Annotated in this window: 13 protein-coding genes; 1 reads left to right on the top strand and 12 read right to left on the bottom strand. The window is 73.8% G+C overall.

Annotation, left to right across the window (positions count from 1 at the left end):
* Nucleotides 1-640: 640 nt before the first annotated feature.
* From AB0I60_RS02190 to AB0I60_RS02155, 8 genes are read right to left on the bottom strand one after another with little or no spacing between them, the layout of a single operon-like run.
* Nucleotides 641-2,110 carry an FAD-dependent monooxygenase gene (locus tag AB0I60_RS02190; RefSeq protein WP_360725252.1) on the bottom strand — a complete coding sequence of 490 codons (1,470 nt, stop codon included), beginning with the start codon at nt 2,108-2,110 and terminating at the stop codon, nt 641-643.
* Nucleotides 2,110-3,585, bottom strand: coding sequence for an FAD-dependent monooxygenase (locus AB0I60_RS02185; RefSeq protein WP_360725250.1), 1,476 nt, complete (start codon nt 3,583-3,585; stop codon nt 2,110-2,112). Before AB0I60_RS02185 ends, AB0I60_RS02190 begins: the two co-directional genes overlap by 1 nt.
* Nucleotides 3,582-4,538 (bottom strand): aromatase/cyclase, encoded by a 957-nt coding sequence (locus AB0I60_RS02180; protein WP_360725248.1) that lies wholly within the window; start codon nt 4,536-4,538, stop codon nt 3,582-3,584. The genes AB0I60_RS02185 and AB0I60_RS02180 overlap by 4 nt, the downstream gene beginning before the upstream one ends.
* Nucleotides 4,539-4,562: 24 nt before the next feature.
* On the bottom strand, nt 4,563-5,342 hold the full coding sequence (fabG, locus tag AB0I60_RS02175; RefSeq protein WP_360725246.1) for a 3-oxoacyl-ACP reductase FabG: 780 nt from the start codon (nt 5,340-5,342) through the stop codon (nt 4,563-4,565).
* Between the two features lie 14 nt (nt 5,343-5,356).
* Complete coding sequence (locus tag AB0I60_RS02170) at nt 5,357-5,614, bottom strand: acyl carrier protein (protein ID WP_360725244.1); 258 nt, start codon at nt 5,612-5,614, stop codon at nt 5,357-5,359.
* Nucleotides 5,615-5,646: 32 nt separating this feature from the next.
* On the bottom strand, nt 5,647-6,858 hold the full coding sequence (locus tag AB0I60_RS02165; protein WP_360725242.1) for a ketosynthase chain-length factor: 1,212 nt from the start codon (nt 6,856-6,858) through the stop codon (nt 5,647-5,649).
* Nucleotides 6,855-8,126, bottom strand: a complete 1,272-nt coding sequence (locus AB0I60_RS02160) for a beta-ketoacyl-[acyl-carrier-protein] synthase family protein (protein ID WP_360725240.1) — start codon at nt 8,124-8,126, stop codon at nt 6,855-6,857. Before AB0I60_RS02160 ends, AB0I60_RS02165 begins: the two co-directional genes overlap by 4 nt.
* Nucleotides 8,123-8,452: a TcmI family type II polyketide cyclase gene (locus AB0I60_RS02155; protein WP_360725238.1), complete on the bottom strand. Its 330-nt coding sequence runs from the start codon at nt 8,450-8,452 to the stop codon at nt 8,123-8,125. The genes AB0I60_RS02160 and AB0I60_RS02155 overlap by 4 nt, the downstream gene beginning before the upstream one ends.
* 483 nt (nt 8,453-8,935) lie before the next feature.
* Between AB0I60_RS02155 and AB0I60_RS02150 the strand changes: the two genes are divergently transcribed.
* Nucleotides 8,936-9,361: a nuclear transport factor 2 family protein gene (locus AB0I60_RS02150; protein ID WP_360725236.1), complete on the top strand. Its 426-nt coding sequence runs from the start codon at nt 8,936-8,938 to the stop codon at nt 9,359-9,361.
* Between the two features lie 282 nt (nt 9,362-9,643).
* On the opposite strand, the gene AB0I60_RS02145 is transcribed toward AB0I60_RS02150, so the two are convergent.
* The 4 genes from AB0I60_RS02145 to AB0I60_RS02130 form a co-directional block, all read right to left on the bottom strand.
* Nucleotides 9,644-11,140: an MFS transporter gene (locus AB0I60_RS02145; protein WP_360725234.1), complete on the bottom strand. Its 1,497-nt coding sequence runs from the start codon at nt 11,138-11,140 to the stop codon at nt 9,644-9,646.
* Nucleotides 11,141-11,242: 102 nt separating this feature from the next.
* Nucleotides 11,243-12,442, bottom strand: a complete 1,200-nt coding sequence (locus tag AB0I60_RS02140; RefSeq protein ID WP_360725232.1) for an FAD-dependent oxidoreductase — start codon at nt 12,440-12,442, stop codon at nt 11,243-11,245.
* A gap of 48 nt (nt 12,443-12,490) precedes the next feature.
* Nucleotides 12,491-13,189 carry an antibiotic biosynthesis monooxygenase family protein gene (locus AB0I60_RS02135; protein WP_360725230.1) on the bottom strand — a complete coding sequence of 233 codons (699 nt, stop codon included), beginning with the start codon at nt 13,187-13,189 and terminating at the stop codon, nt 12,491-12,493.
* A gap of 307 nt (nt 13,190-13,496) precedes the next feature.
* Nucleotides 13,497-15,641 (bottom strand): aminotransferase class III-fold pyridoxal phosphate-dependent enzyme, encoded by a 2,145-nt coding sequence (locus AB0I60_RS02130; protein WP_360725228.1) that lies wholly within the window; start codon nt 15,639-15,641, stop codon nt 13,497-13,499.
* Nucleotides 15,642-15,645 lie beyond the last annotated feature (4 nt).

Here is a 15,645-nt window from a genome sequence, read left to right as displayed (position 1 = left end):
ACCGGCTCGTTGTCCTACCACGTTATCCCCCCCGGGGTGCAATACCCGCTGTGACCAGACGGCCTCTCACCTTCCGGTTGCAGTCGGCACCTCACCCTCCGTCTTCGATCTTCTCCTGTCTCATCCTACGGGTGAAAGGAGGCGCTCTCCAATGTGTCCATGAGTGAGAAACGCACTCATGATGTCCCCCTGCGTCACGCCGTCGACGGCAGTCATCACAATCTCCGTGGAGGTCTCGATTGGTTCCATTGGCTCCCCGGAGCGGGATCGGCGGCATGACCAGGAGGTTTTCGGGTGGAATAGGAATCCGCACTATTGCCGCTCGGGCGGGCTTCGGCATACCGCAGTGCGTTCCGGGCGCTGCCGGCGCACGCGGGGAATGTGATTGGGACTCCCGGTCGCACCACGTCCGGAGAGGCCCGGGTCGGCGGCGCGGTGGTGAGCGCGACGAGTTCCTCGGCGGTGAGGGGGTCGCCGAGGAACTCGGGGAATGTCGTGCGCAGACCGATCTATTACCTGTCGACCTCGGTGCGGACACGGTGCTTTGCGACTGCCTCGCCCTGCATTGCCGCCGGTTCGGAGGCGTGGGACGCAGTGCGCCCGATCAGGCCGGCCGGGGTGCCGCCGTCAGCGTCGCCCGTCAGCGCCGCGCCGCCGCCGTGACGGGGGTGCCGAACCACCGGAGCAGGGCGGTGCTCAGGCCGTCCACGTCCTCGCCGGCCCACGCCACGTAGCCGTCCGGCCGGACCAGGACGGCGGTGGCCGGCGGCGCGGACGGCGACACCGGGGTCGCGGTGACCGTGCGCACCCGGTCGCCCCAGCCCTCGGCGACGGCGCGGACGGCCGCGTTGTCGTCCAGGTCGAGCAGCACACCGGTACCGGCGTGCAGCAGCTCGGTGGTCGTGGTCTCCCCGTCGGCACCGCGCAGCGCGCGCGGCGGGATGCGCAGCCCGGCCATCGGGTGGTCGCACGCCACGTCGTAGCGGATGTCCAGGCCGCTGACGATCCCGGCGAGGTGCCGCTTGGTGCTGTCGAGCGCGATCAGCTCGGTCATCAGCTCGCGCAGCGGGTCGGCCTCCTCGCCGCCGAGGAACACCAGGTTCTGGGCGCGGGTGTTCATCAGCAGCCGCGCGCCGACGGGGTGGCGCTCGCGGTGGTAGGTGTCCAGCAGCCCGTTCGGCGCGTCGCCGCGCACCACGGCGGCGAGCTTCCAGCCGAGGTTCACCGCGTCCTGCACTCCGGTGCTCAGGCCCTGCCCGCCGGCCGGCAGGTGGATGTGGGCGGCGTCGCCCGCCAGCAGGACCCGGCCGCGCCGGTACTCGGCGGCCTGGCGGGTGGCGTCGGTGAACGAGCTGACCCAGTCCGCCCGGCCGCCGCTGATGTCCTCGCCGGTGATCCGCTGCCACGCGGCGGCGACCTCGGCGAAGTCGACCTGCTCGGCGCGGTCGGCGGGCGGGGTGCCGTGCTCGCAGACGATGATCCGGTCCACGCCGCGCCCGAGCGGCGCGGCCATCACCATGCCGTGGGGCAGCCGCTCGCCCAGGAAGCGCGGGCGCAGGTCGCAGCCCACGACGTCGGCGAGGTACATGCCCCGGGTGGCGGGGGTGCCGGGGAAGTCGAACCCGGCCAGCCTGCGCACCGCGCTGTGGCCGCCGTCGCAGCCGACCAGGTAGGCCGCGCGCAGCGTCCGGGCGCCCTCCGGGGTGTCGGCGGTGACGGTCACCGCCTCGCCGTCGTCGACCAGGTCCAGCACCTGCCAGCCCCGCCACACCTGCGCGCCGACCTTGCCCGCCCACTCCTCCAGCACGGCCTCGGTCTGGGACTGCGGGACGGCCCGCGCGCCGAAGTGGCAGTCGTCCAGTGCGCTGTAGTCGAACCGCACCCCGCCGAAGTGGCCGACCGGGCTGGTCTCCAGCTCGCCGAACAGCGGCAGGATGCCGCGCTGGTCGAAGGTCTCCATCGCGCGGGCGGTGAACCCGAGGCCGCGCGACTGGCCGGTCGGCTCGGCCAGGCGCTCGACCACGACGACGCGGACGCCGGCCAGCCCCAGCTCGCCCGCGAGCATCAGGCCGGTCGGTCCGGCTCCCACGACGATCACATCGGCGTCCATCAGACTTCCTCTCCAGGTTCGTGCGGTGCGGTGGGTCGGCCGGGTCCGAACCAGCGGACGAGCGCGGCCCGCGCGCCGCCGGCTTCGTCACCAGCCCAGGCGACGTGGCCGTCCGGGCGGACCAGCAGCCCCGCCGCGCCGGGCGCCGGGTCCGCGCGCCCCGCCACGGCGGTGACGCGGTCCGCCCACGGGGCTGCCGCGCCCCGCAGGCGTCCGTCGTCGGTGAGGTCGAGCAGCAGCCCGCGCCCGGTGCGCAGCAGGGTGGTCGTCGTGGCCGTGCCGGTCGCGGTCGCCAGGGCCAGCTCCGGCAGGCGCGCGCCCGACAGCGGGTGCCCGCCGTCCCCGTCGTGCGGGTAGCGGACGTCCACGCCGCTGATCATCCCGGCGAGCAGGGCGCGGACCGGTTCGGTGGTGATCAGCTCGGCGAGCAGGTCGCGCACCGGCTCCACCGAGCGGTCGCCGAGCAGCAGCAGCGACTGCGCCCGGATGTTGGCCAGCACGCGCCGGCCGACGGGGTGGCGCTCGTCGTGGTAGGTGTCCAGCAGCGCGTCCGGCGCGTCGCCGCGCACCACGGCGGCGAGCTTCCAGCCGAGGTTCACCGCGTCGTGCAGGCCGAGGTTGAGCGCCTGGCCGCCGACCGGCAGCTGCACGTGGGCGGCGTCGCCGGCGAACAGCACGCGGCCGTGCCGGTACCGCTGCATCTGCCGGTTGCGGTCGCTGAACGCGTCCACCCACAGCGGGTCGCCGCCGCTGATGTCCTCGCCGGTGAGCCGCCGCCACAGCGCGGCGAACCCGGCGAAGTCGGGTGCCGCGCCGGGCGCGGAGCCGAACTCGTGCGCCATCACCCGGGTGACGCCGTCGCCGGTGCGGGCCGCGACCGCCAACCCGGCGTCGAGCCGCTGGAACCGACGGTCGGGCACGTCGATGCCCGCGACGTCCGCGCGGACCAGGCGGCGCGACCCGGGCACGCCGGGGAAGGCCGCCCCGACCACCTCGCGGACGGTGCTGTCCTGGCCGTCGCACGCGACGACGTGGCCGGCCCGCAGCCGCTGCCCGGACCCGCCGACGACCAGCACGCCGTCGCCGTCGTCCACCACGTCCCGCACGGCCCAGCCGCGCCGGACCTCGGTGCCCAGCCCGGTCGCCCACTCGGCGAGCAGCCGCTCGGTCGTGGCCTGCGGGACCTTCCACTGCCCGGCGTGGCGGCTGGGCGTGGTCAGGTCCAGCGGCAGGCCGCCGAAGTGCCCGCGCGGCACGTGCGGCGGCTCGCCCAGCCCCTCCAGCAGCCCCCGGCTGTCGAAGATCTCCATGGTGCGGGCGTGCAGGGTGGACGCCCGGGACTCGGTCGTCGGGGTCTCCCGCCGCTCCACCACGACGACCTCCGCGCCGCCCAGGCGCAGTTCGCCGGCGAGCATCAGCCCCACCGGGCCGGCCCCGACGACGACGACCCGGGCGTCCGGGCCGGGCGCGCTCACCGCGCGTTCTCGGCGAACGCCTTCGCGTGCGCCAGCGTCGCCCGGCTGTTGGTGCTCAGCGCGGTGCGCACGTACTCGTGCGCCGTCGTCACGTCGGCGTCCGGACCGAGGACGCGGGCGATGTTGTCGGTGTTGAGCGTGACGGTGTGCTGCGACGACGCCTCGACCCCGCCGTCGCGTTCCTCGAAGGTCCAGTACCCGGTGTGCAGCGTCATCAGCGCGGGCAGCGTCACCTGCTTGTAGACGATCTTGCGGTGCGGGAACGCGACCCGGTGCGACTTCGTGGTGTGCGTGGAGCCGTCCTTGGCGCGGGTGTCCATCTCCAGCGTCTGGAGGCCGGCGGCGTCCTCGGTGAACTCCACCCGGGCCACGTGCGGGAGCCGCTCCTGCCACAGCCGGGCGTCGTTGACGAAGTCGTAGGCGTCGCGGGCCGAACCGTCGATCCGCACGGTGTCCACGAACGAGAACGTCAGGTCCTCGGTGTCCCGGGCCAGCTCGACGTTGACCTTGAGCGCCGCCAGCTCGGAGCGCGAGTTGCGGTCCACCGCCTCGTCGATCCACGCCAGCCCGGCCGGGTCGTCGTCCACGGCGCGGTAGTCGTGCAGCAGCCGCACCCGGCAGGCGTCGTCGCCCACCGGCTCGATCAGCCACGCGCCGCCCATGGCGGCCACCGGCGGGGCGGACACCTCCTGGCGGAAGTCCACCCGCAGCAGGTCCGGGTCGAGCACGCGCCGGGAGGTCCAGCTCTTGGCCGCCCCGTTGGCGGTGGCCCAGATGCGGATGCGCTCGGTCCGCTCGCCCCGCTCCAGGTGCTCGACGTGGATGGTCGGCGGGAAGATCCTCGGCCAGTGCCCGACCTCGGCGATGAACCGGTAGACGGCCTGCGCCGGGGCGGCGATCCCGATCTCGTGCTCGACCTCGCGCAGGACGGGTTCTGCCACGTTCGCTGACATGGGTGCTCCTTCGGGGAGGGAGGGTCAGAAGTTGCCCAGGCCGCCGCAGACGTTGAGCGCCTGCGCGGTGATCGAGCCGGCCACGTCCGAGACCAGGTAGCCGACCAGGCCCGCCACCTCGTCGGGGGTGCTGTAGCGGCCGAGCGGGATCTTCGCCTGGAACTTGGCCAGGATCTGCTCCTCGGTGGTGTTGTACGCCGCCGCGTAGCCCTGCCGGACCCGTTGCGCCATCGGGGTTTCGACGTAGCCGGGGCACACCGCGTTGACCGTGATGCCGGTCGGCGCGAGCTCGTTGCCCAGCGCCTTGGTGAAGCCGACGACGCCGTGCTTGGACGCCGAGTACGGCGCCCCCAGCACCACGCCCTGCTTGCCGGCGGTGGAGGCGATGTTGACGATCCGGCCCCACGGCTTGGTGCGCATCCCGCCGGCGTTGAGCACCTCGCGGGTCAGCCGGAAGACGCTGTTGAGGTTGGTCTCGACCACGTCCAGCCACAGGTCGTCGGCGATGTCGGCGGTGACGCCGCCCCCGCTGCGACCCGCGTTGTTGACCAGCACGTCGACCTCGCCGAAGCGGTCGACGGCCGCTTTCACGAACTCCGCGACCTCATCGGAGGAACGCACGTCGACGGCCCGGCCGTCCACGTCCAACCCCTCCTCCCGGAGCTGCTTCACCGTGGTGGCCACGGTTTCGGCGGTGCGCGCGCCGATGAACACGCGGTGGCCGCTCCCGGCCAGCTGCCGGGCGACGGCCAGGCCGATCCCGCTGGTGGCCCCGGTGACCAGGGCGACTCGGTGCTGCGTCATGGCTCCTCCTCGTCTCAGCGTGCGGCCAGCTCGGCGTGGACCAGGTCGATGAGCGTGCGCGGCGTGGTGACGCCGTCGAGCGACTCGTCCAGCGTGATGCCGAACTCGCGCTCGATCCGGCCGCAGGTCTCCAGCAGCGCGAGGGACTCGTAGCCGAGGTCGGTGAAGTCGGTGTCGAGGATGTCCCCGTCGAGGTCAACGCCCTCGTCCGCGCCCGCTCCCGCGATCAGGATCCGCTTGAGGTCTTCGATGGTGAAGTCGTTGTGCGGCATGGTTCCCTTCCTCTGCGATCAGGTGTGGTCGGTCAGTCGGCGGCGCGCACGACCACGACCGAGTTGAAGCCGCCCCGGCCACGGGCGACGACCACGGCGGTGCGCACCGCCGCCGGCCGGGGCTCGGTCACCAGGTCGATCCCGTACTCGGTTGCGGGCTCGACGCCGACCGTCGGCGGCAGCACGGAGTCGGCCATGCTCAGCAGCGCGGCGGCGACGTCGAGCGGCGCGGCCCCGGAGCAGAGCCGGCCGGTCATCGTCTTCGGCGCGGTCACCGGGACGCCGTCGCGGCCGAACACCGCGCGCAGCGCGTCGGCCTCGACCCGGTCGAGCGCGGGCGTGCCCGAGGCGTCGGCGAACACCACGTCCACGTCACCGGGGTCGGTGCCCGCGTCGGCCAGCGCGAGTTCGATCGCCTTGCGCAGCGCGGGTTCCCCGCCGCTGCCCGGACGCGGGTCGAACGTCGCCGCGTAGCCGGTGATCGCGCCGTGCACCCGCGCGCCGCGCGCCGCCGCCGCCTCGGCCGACTCCAGGACGAGGATGGCCCCGCCCTCGCCGGGCACGTGCCCGGCCGCCGCGCGGTCGAACGGCAGGTAGGCGCGGGACGGGTCGTCGGCGGTGCTCAGGTCGCCGGAGGCCATCAGCGCCACCCACCCCCACGGGCACAGGGTGGCGTCGACCCCGCCGGAGACGATCAGCGGCGTGCCCTTGCGGATCTGCCGCCGTGCCTGGGCGATCGCGTCGAGCCCGCCCGCCTGGTCGCTGACCACCACGCCGCTCGGGCCCTTCATCCCGTTGCGGATGGACACCTGGCCGCTGTTGACCGCGTAGAACCACGCGAACGACTGGTAGGCGCTGACGTGCTGGCCGCCCTTGCTCCACAGCGCCTGGAGCTCGCCCTGCCCGAACTCGAACCCGCCGGACGACGCGGCGGTGATCACGCCCATGTCGAACGCGGGCAGGTCGGCCGGCCGGACGCCGGCGTCGGCCAGCGCCCAGTCCGCCGCCACCAGCGCCAGCCTGGTCATCCGGTCGGTCTGCGGCAGCAGCCTGCTCGGCAGGTGGTCCTCGGCGACGAACCACGGCACCTCGCCCGCCACCGTCGACCGGTAGCCGGACGGGTCGAAGCGGGTGAGCCGGCCCAGCCCGCTGCGCCCGGCGCGGGTCGCCGCCCAGTACTCCGCCGTGCCCAGGCCGTTCGGCGCGGCGACGCCGATGCCGGTCACCACCACCGGGGCGCTCATGCCGCCGCCCGGTCGGGCCGCGCCAGCACCATGGCGCTCTGGAACCCGCCGAACCCGCTGCCCACGGTGAGCACCGCGTCCGTGGTGTGGTCGCGGGCGGTCCTCGGGACGTAGTCCAGGTCGCACTCCGGGTCCGGGGTGTGCAGGTTCGCCGTCGGAGGCACCACGTGGTACTCCATGGCCAGCGCGGACGCGGCGATCTCGATCGCGCCGATCGCGCCGAGCGAGTGGCCGACCATCGACTTGATGGAGCTGATCGGCACGTGGCGGGCGTGCTCGCCCAGGCTCCGCTTGAACGCCGCCGTCTCGTGCCGGTCGTTCTGCTTGGTGCCCGAGCCGTGCGCGTTGACGTAGTCGATCCGGTCGCCGTCGAGCCGGGCCTCGTCGAGCGCGACCCGGATCGCCTCGGCCATCTCCACCCCGTCCGGCCGCAGCCCGGTCATGTGGTAGGCGTTGCTGCGGGTGGCGTAGCCGGCGACCTCGGCGTAGACGTGCGCGCCGCGCCGGCGGGCGTGCCCCAGCTCCTCCAGGACGAACATCGCGCAGCCCTCGCCGAGCACGAAACCGTTGCGCGACAGGTCGAACGGCCGCGACGCGGTGCCCGGGTCGTCGTGCCGGGGCGTGGTGGCCTTGATCGCGTCGAAGCAGGCCACCGTGATCGGCGAGATCGGCGCGTCGGACGAGCCCGCCACCACCACGTCGACCGAGCCCTCGCGGATCAGGTCCGCCGCGTAGCCCACCGAGTCGATCCCGGACGTGCAGCCCGTGGAGACCACCGTGGTCGGCCCCTGCGCGCCCACCGCCCACGCCACCTCGGCGGCGAAGGAGCTGGGCACCAGGTGGTTGTGCAGGTGCGGTACCGCGTAGTCCTGGTCGACCAGGTGCAGCCGGCCGCTGTCGCTGACCACCCGGTACTCCTCGTCCAGGCTCGTGGTCGCGCCGACCGCGCTGCCCACCGTGACGCCGACCCGGTGCGGGTCGTGCGCGTCGAGCTCGATGCCGCTGTCGGCGACCGCGCCGCGCGCGGTGACGACGGCGAACTGCGCCGCCCGGTCCATCCTGCGGACCTCCTGCGCACCCAGGCCGTGCGCGGCCGGGTCGAAGTCGACCTCGGCCGCGACCCGGGACCGGAACGGGGACGGGTCGAAGAAGCTGATCCGCCTGGTGGCGGTGCGGCCCTCGCTGAGCAGGGCCCAGAAGCCCTTCACGCCCGAACCGCCCGGCGCGAGCACCTCGATCCCGGTGATGACGACCCGCCGCGCGCTCATTCGGCCGCCTCCCAGTGGTAGAAGCGGTCCGCCATCGCGTCGGCGGGCGAGCGCCACGTCCTCGGGTCGTACGCCTCGATGAACGGCTTGAGGTCGTCGCTGATCCGGACGAACCGGGGGTCGGTCTTGGTCGCCTCGATCGACTCGTGCCCGCGCTCGGACTCGAAGTCCTGGAGGTGGAAGTACAGACCCCGGTAGGAGAACAGCTGCCGGCGGCGGGTGCCCATCAGGTGCGGCATCTCCGTGGTGTCGAAGCTGCCGAACAACTCCGCGACGTCCTGGCGCGAACCCGCGTCCATCCGCGCGACGATCAACGTGCTGAACATTGGTGGTCTCTTCCCTCCGGAAAGCGGCTGTCGTGCGCCCAAGTCCTCGCAGGGCGTCCTGGACCGCGACTGGTGACGGTGGTCGCCCGCGTCCCCGTGGTGGCCGGGCGGCGATCGGGACCTCGCGCACCACGGCCTCCTGGTTCGTTCAGCGGGCTGCGACGAGTGGGAGTTCTACGGCGGCGGCACCGGCCCGGAGCCCCGGTCGCCCGGTGCCCTGCCATCATGTGGGCGGGGCCGGAAACCGTTCAAGACGACCGGTTTCAGAGTTGCGTCAGGTCCTCGCAGGTTTCCGCGCGGGAGCGGCCGGCAGGTGCGAGGCATGTCAGAGGAGTGTCCGCTGCGCTGCGCGCGCAGCGGGGATGCGGCAGACCGGTGCGGTGGTGTGTCAGCTCTTGCACAGATCCCGGCCGGTCGGCTTGCCCCGGGTCGGGTCCGTCTCGGACGCTGGGCGGAACCGAACCGCCCGTGGGGGAGTGCGCCATGACCGCCGAGTCCGACCTGTCGTCCCGCGCCGAAGTGGGCGCACTGCTCGACCGCTACCTGCTCGATTTGGACGGGGGTGGGCTGGACGAGGCGTGGGCGCGGTCGCTGTTCACCGAGGACGCCGTGGTGGCGTTCCCGGTGGGCAGGCACGAGGGCGTCGAGGGCTTGGCGGCGTTCCACCGGACGGCGTTGGCGAAGTTCGCGTCGACGCAGCACCTGAACTCGCCCGCCGTGGTCGAGCTGGACGGCGACCGGGCGGAACTGCGGGCGAACCTGGTTTCCACCCAGGTCCGCCCGGACGGGGCCCTGTTCACCACCGGTACCCGCGCCGACGGTGTGGCGTCGCGCACCGCGAGCGGGTGGCGGCTGCGCAGCCTGTCGTTCCACCTGATCTGGTCGACCGGGTCACCGCACCCCGCCTGAGTTCACGGTGCCGGGCAGTGGACCTCTCCCGGTGTGCGCGGAGCTGGGGATCGGTGCGGTGCCGTATTGCCCGCAGGGCCCGGCCGGTTCAGGTGGCCCCGGCTCGGGTGCGGCAGCAGGGAACGCGGTGGAGCGTGGCGGTCGTGCCGATCCCGGGCACCACGGAGGTGGCGCACCCGGGGCAGAACGTGGCGGCACCGGCGGTGGAACTGACGGCGGAAGAGCTGTCACGCCTGGACAGCTCTTCCGCCCGACATCCGATTCGCCCGCCGGAGAGACCGGTCAGTGCTCGGCGCGCGCCGACGGGCCGACCTTGCGCAGCAGCACCACCGTCAGGATCGCGGACACGGCGAGCACGGCGGCCGTGATCAACGACGCCACCCGCAACCCCTCCGAGTACGCCGACTCGGCCGCCGCGATCACGTCCGGTGCGAGCTGCGCGGCCTTCGCACTGCCCAATGTGGACAGTTCATCCGAGGTCACCGGCAACTCGCTGCGGTAGACGGCGGTGGCCATGCTGCCCAGGAACGCGATGCCCAGCGCGATGCCCAGTTCCTGCGTCGTCTCCGACAGCGCCGACGCCGCCCCGGTGCGCTCGGCCGGCGCCGCCGCCACCACGATGTCCACGCCCATCGCCAGCATCGGCATCAGGCCGCCGAAGACCAGCACCAGCCCGACCACCACGAGCAGGGGCTGGTCCGGCCGCACCAGCAGGGCGGCCACGACCAGACCGACCGCCGCCGTCGCCAGGCCGGCGCCGAACACCACGCCCAGCCGCACGCGGTGGATCGCGGCGGACGCCGCCACGGTGGCCAGGATGCCCGCGCCCAGCGGCGGGAGCATCCACAGGCCGGCCTGGAACGGGGTCAGGTCCGCAACCAGCTGCATGTACTGGGGCGTCAGGTAGCCCAGCCCGCCGATGCCGATCGCGCCGATGGTGAGCACGCCCAGCGACACGCCGACCGCGCGCACCCGGATCAGCTTCAGGTCGACCAGCGGGTCCCGGCTGTGGTGCTGCCGCCGGACGAACCAGGCCGCCACGGCCAGCCCGGCCACGACCACCAGCAGCGGCGGCAGCGCGACCCCGTGCTCGGCGACCTGCTTCAGCCCGTACATCACGCCCAGCACGGCGGCGAGCGCGGCCACCGCGCCGACCAGGTCGAGCTTGCCGGGCAGGTCGGCGCGGTGCTCGGGCAGCACCAGCGGGCCGACCACCAGCAGCAGCACCATGACCGGGATCGTGATCAGGAACACCGAGCCCCACCAGAAGAACTCCAGCAGCGCGCCGCCGACCAGCGGTCCCAGCGCGGACCCCGCCATGAACCCCATGAACCACAGCGAGATGGCCAGGGACCGCTGGCGCGGGTCGTGGAACATGGTGCGGATCAGCGCGACCGTCGACGGGGCGAGGGTCGCGCCCGCGACGCCCAGCAGCGCCCTGGCCGCGATCAGCATCCCGGCGCTGGTGGAGTAGGCGGCGAGCGCGGACGCCACGGCGAACGCCGCCGCGCCGATCAGCAGCAGCCTGCGGCGGCCGATCCGGTCGCCGAGGGTGCCCATGGTGACCAGGAAGCCCGCGATCATGAAGCCGTAGACGTCGACGACCCAGAGCAGCTGCGAGCTGCTGGGGTGCAGGTCGGCGCTGAGCGCGGGCACCGCCAGGTGCAGCACGGTCAGGTCCATCGACACCAGCAGCGCGGGCAGGGCGAGCAGGGCCAGCCCCACCCACTCCCGCCGCCCGGCCCTGGCCGGCGCGGGCGCGTCCACGTGCTCGGTCATCTCTTCCCCCCGTGGTCGATCACTCGGACATCCTCGGACCTCGTGCGGTGCGCGGCGCGGTCCCGGGCCGGCGGCGGTGCGCCTCCGGAACGGGGCACCGCTTCAATCCTGCCCGAGCGACGTGACGGCGTCCGACCACGCCACGCCCCGGGCGATGGCCGCGCGCAGCTTGGCGACCGCACGGTTGCGGTTGAGCCCGAGCGCGCCGGTCAGCCGGTCGCCCCGGCGGTACAGGGCCACGAAGCCCTCCGCCGCGGGGTCGCCCTGCGCCACGGTGACCTCGTCGGCGTCCGGGATGCCGACGAACCGGATGCGGTGGTGGCCCCAGTCCGACCAGAAGTAGGGGACGGCGGCGCACGGGCGCGCGGTGCCGGGGGACACCGCGTTGCGGGCGGCGGTCGCGCCCTGCTCGGCGGCGGTGGTCCAGTGCTCCAGGCGCATGGTCGCGCCGAACACCGGGTTGTGCCACCGGGCGACGTCGCCGGCCGCGTAGACGGAGGCCGCCGTGGTCGCCAGGTCGGCCGTGCACACGACGCCGTCGCGCACCTCGACGGCCGACCCGGCCAGCCAGCCGGTGGCCGGCGTGGCGCCGATGCCGACCACCACCACGTCCGCCACCAGTTCGCGGCCGTCCGCGAGGCGGACGGTGGCGGTGCTGCCGTGCTGCGACACCGATTCCACCCCGGTGCCGCACAGCAGGGGGACGTCGAGCGCGGCGAGCAGCCCGGCCAGCGCCGCGCCCATCTCCGGGCCGACGGCGCGCACCAGCGGCACGGGCGCGGCCTCCACCACGGTCACGTCGACCCCGCGCCGGCGTGCGGCCACGGCGACCTCCGCGCCGACGAACCCGGCCCCGACGACCACCGCGCGTGCGCCGGGCACGAGTTCGGCGTGCAGCCTCCGCGCGTCGTCGATGCCGCGCAGGACGTGCACGCGGGACAGCCCGGCCGTGCCGGGGATGGTCCGCGCGGTGGCCCCGGTGGCCAGGACCGCCGCCGTGTAGGGGATCTCCGCGCCGCCCGCGACCACGACCCGCGCGTCGGTGTCGAGCGCGGTGGCGGGTGCGCCGAGCCGGAGGCGCACGCCGAGGTCGTCGCGCAGGGACGCCTCGGTGCGGAAGTAGTCCGGCCCGGCCCCGGTGGCGAGGAACTCCTTGGACAGCGGCGGCCGGTTGTACGGCAGGTGCGGTTCGTCGCCGACGAGCGTGATCCCGCCGTCGAACCCGCTGCTGCGCGCGGCCTCGACCGCCCGCAGGCCCGCCAGGGACGCGCCGACGACGACCAGGGACGGTCGTGCGCTCATCTCCAGCGTCCTCTCCTCAAGAACCTGCGGGTGTGGGCCGTCGACCGGTCAACTCGACCGCACCGACGTCGCCCCGGCCTGCCACGGACCCCTCTGGCTGGTGATCGAGACGGCCTGGGAGCCGGCGGAGCGCGCGTGCACGACCCGGTAGGTGCTCGACCACTGGGCGGTGACCAAGGTATCGGTGAAGGCCCGCCGGTGGCGCACGGACTGGGGGCGTGCCGACTCCGGCATGGCCTGGAAGGCGTCGTAGTGCGCCTTGCTCTCCCACTGCGCGTACAGCACCACGAAGGTGCCGTCGATGCCCCGGCACAGCGCGTGCGAGCGGTAGCCGGGCACGGTCTTGATCCACTCGTCCGGCCGGCCGAGCACCTGCACCAGTGCGGACTGGTCCTGTTGGGCGACGTCCAGCACGATGATCACCGTGTAGTCGTCGCGCTCCGGGGACATCTCGATCCCGGGCAGGTCGGACCGGTGCTGGGCGAACACCACCTCGGTCTTGAGCAGGTGCACCGAGGTGGAGATCCGCTTGAACGGCGGCACGGTCCCGTTCCGGCGGCCGAGCCCCGCGTACCGCTCCTCCAGGTCGGTCAGGCTGCGCCACTGGGTGACGCCGGCCGTGCCGCACCCGTCCTGGCCCGCGTGCAGCGTGGACGAGCGCCACCCGGTGAAGTCGCCCTCGTCGATGACCTGCCGCATCTCGTCGAGCAGTTCCCGCTGCTGGTCCGTGGTGTCGGTGGTGAACATCGTGAAGACGGTCAGACAGCCGTCATTCGCCGCGATTACCGGCATGGGAGCCTCCCTGTTCGCGCTGGGCGCGCACTTGGTCGGTGCGCCCTGGTCCATCGGCTCGACGGTCGGCGGCGGTGCGACGTCGTCCTGTGCGACCGCCTCGACCGGCGGGCCGCCGTGGTGCCCGGCCCGGTCGCGGGCTGCGCGCGGCGGGCATCCGGCCCACGGCGACCGAGCGCGCTCGTGTGGCGGTCGTGTTCCCGAAGTCCTGGTGCATGGCCCTGAGGTCGGCCTTCCTCCTCGTGTCGGGCGGGGTGCGCCGCTAGGACACCCGGCTCCGGGCCGCCCGGCCCTTGAGCAGTCGGCCCAGCGGCGCGAACTTCGACCCGAGCAGGCAGCCCGCCAGGTGCTTGTACACCGTCAGCGGGGTGATCCCCCTGGTCCCCCTGGCCAGCCGTGCCGCCAGTTCGCGCAGGTCGGCCGGATCGGCGGCGACCCGGTGGCGGATCGCCAGCAGCGGCACGTACACCTGGCAGCGCTGGTGGACCAGGTCGGACAGGGCCAGCGTGAGCAGCGTGCCGAGCGTGCCGCCGCGCGGGAAGCGCTCGTGCAGCGTCAGCTTGAGGTGCGCGCCGGACCCGGCGACCGGGCCGAACACCTTCGACGGTGCGAACAGCCGGTCCAGCTCGGTCCGCAGCTCGGCGTAGGCCGCCTGGTGCTGGGCGCGCAGCTCCGGGTGGTCCACCGATTCCAGCGCGTGCAACGAGATGTGGACGCCGAGGTTGTGGCGGAACTCGGTGCGCAGCCGTTCGACGTGCTCGGGCGCGGTGGCCACCGCGCGGGCGTAGACGTCCTCGCTGACGACGACGGCGGCGGCGGGCACGGTCATGTCGCTGATGGTCTTGCCGAGGGTGACGACGTCGGCGGTGCGCATGACGCCCTGGTGGGCCAGGTAGTCCCGGCCCGTGCGCCAGCCACCGGTGAGCACCTCGTCCACCGCGACCAGGTAGCCGTGCTCGTCGCGGTGGCGGTCGATGGCGGCCAGCAGCGCGTCCGGCAGCGGGCGGCAGTTCGCGCCCTGCACGTACTCGAACCACACCACGGCCACGTCACCACCGCGCACGTGCCGCACCAACTGCTCGACGGCGTCGTCGGCGAACGGGTCGACGTAGACCAGGTCGGCGTAGTACGGCCGGAACGCGTCCGCAACCGATTCCGTCCTCTGTGGACCGTGCTTGCTCAGGTTGAGCGAGAACAGCGTCTTGCCGCCGTAGTTCCCGGTGAACGTGACCACGGTCCGCCGGTCGGGGCGGGCCAGCGCGGCGAGCGTCACGGCCGCGTGGTTGGCCACCGCGCCGCTGACCGACGGGAACGCCCGGCCCAGCCCGGTCAGCCCGGCCAGCTTGCGCTCGAAGTCGGGGAGGTAGTCGTGGTCGGGGTCGTGCACGTCGAGCACGTCGGGCACCAGGTCCGGCGGGTTGTGGCCGCGCAGGTTGCTGCCGAACCCGCCCGCGCAGTCGATGACGTCGCGGCCGTCGCCGGTGGTGAACCGCCCGCCCGAGGCCGTGCGCACGTCCACGTCGAGGTTGAACACCTTGGCCATCTCGCCGATGTTCGGGTTGACGTGCCGGGTCCAGTGCTCGGCCGCCACGGACCGGTCGGCGTCGATCCGGTCCAGCACCGCCCGCACGGGCGGGGTGACCAGGCCGGCGCGGTCGAGCGCGTCGAGCGCCACCTCCGCGCACAGGGTGTTGCCCCCGTAGGTGGAGGTGTGGGCGAAGCAGTCGACGTGGTTGCGCCACACCTCGTGCGCCCCGGGCGACATGGTGATGGAGCCGAACGGGAGCTGGCGGTCGGTCAGACCTTCGCCGTGCACCACGACCTCGGCGGCCAACGGGTTGGCGAACAGGTCCGGGGTGGACAGGTCGAGTTCGGTGCAGCTCAGCGCGACCACGCCACCACGGCGGCGGCACGCGGCGGCGAGGTCGGCCAGCGCCGGCTCCCGCAGGTCGGTGTCCTCGTACCGGACCACGACCACCGCCGCCCACGGCGTGCCCGGGAACCGCGCGGCGGCGTCGGCGCCGGTGGGCGCGCTTACCACGTGCGGGATCAGCGCCTGCTCCACGCCCGCGCCGAGCGGGTCCATGAACTCCTGGTAGCGCTCGTGGCGGTCCACCAGCAGCACCCAGCCGCCGTCGTCCCGGCCGGCCGCCACGGCGGAGTGCCGGGCCAGCTTGATCGCCGCCGACAGCGCTTCCAGGCCGGAGCTGAGCAGGTAGGACACCCTCGGACCGGACTGCCCGGCGGGCACCAGCCGGTCGAGCAGGTACCCGAGCTTCGCCGCCGCCGGGTTGACGTAGTTGCTGGCCATCATGAACGTGCAGCGCTGCCGCCGGTTGTGCTCGGCGATCAGCTCGACGGTGCGCGCCGAGGCGGGGCGGAACACCGTGCGCGCCGTGCTCTCCACCGGG

It is taken from the genome of Actinosynnema sp. NPDC050436, from assembly GCF_040655415.1.
Lineage (GTDB): Bacteria > Actinomycetota > Actinomycetes > Mycobacteriales > Pseudonocardiaceae > Actinosynnema.
This window is presented reverse-complemented; position numbering and strand designations above follow the sequence as displayed.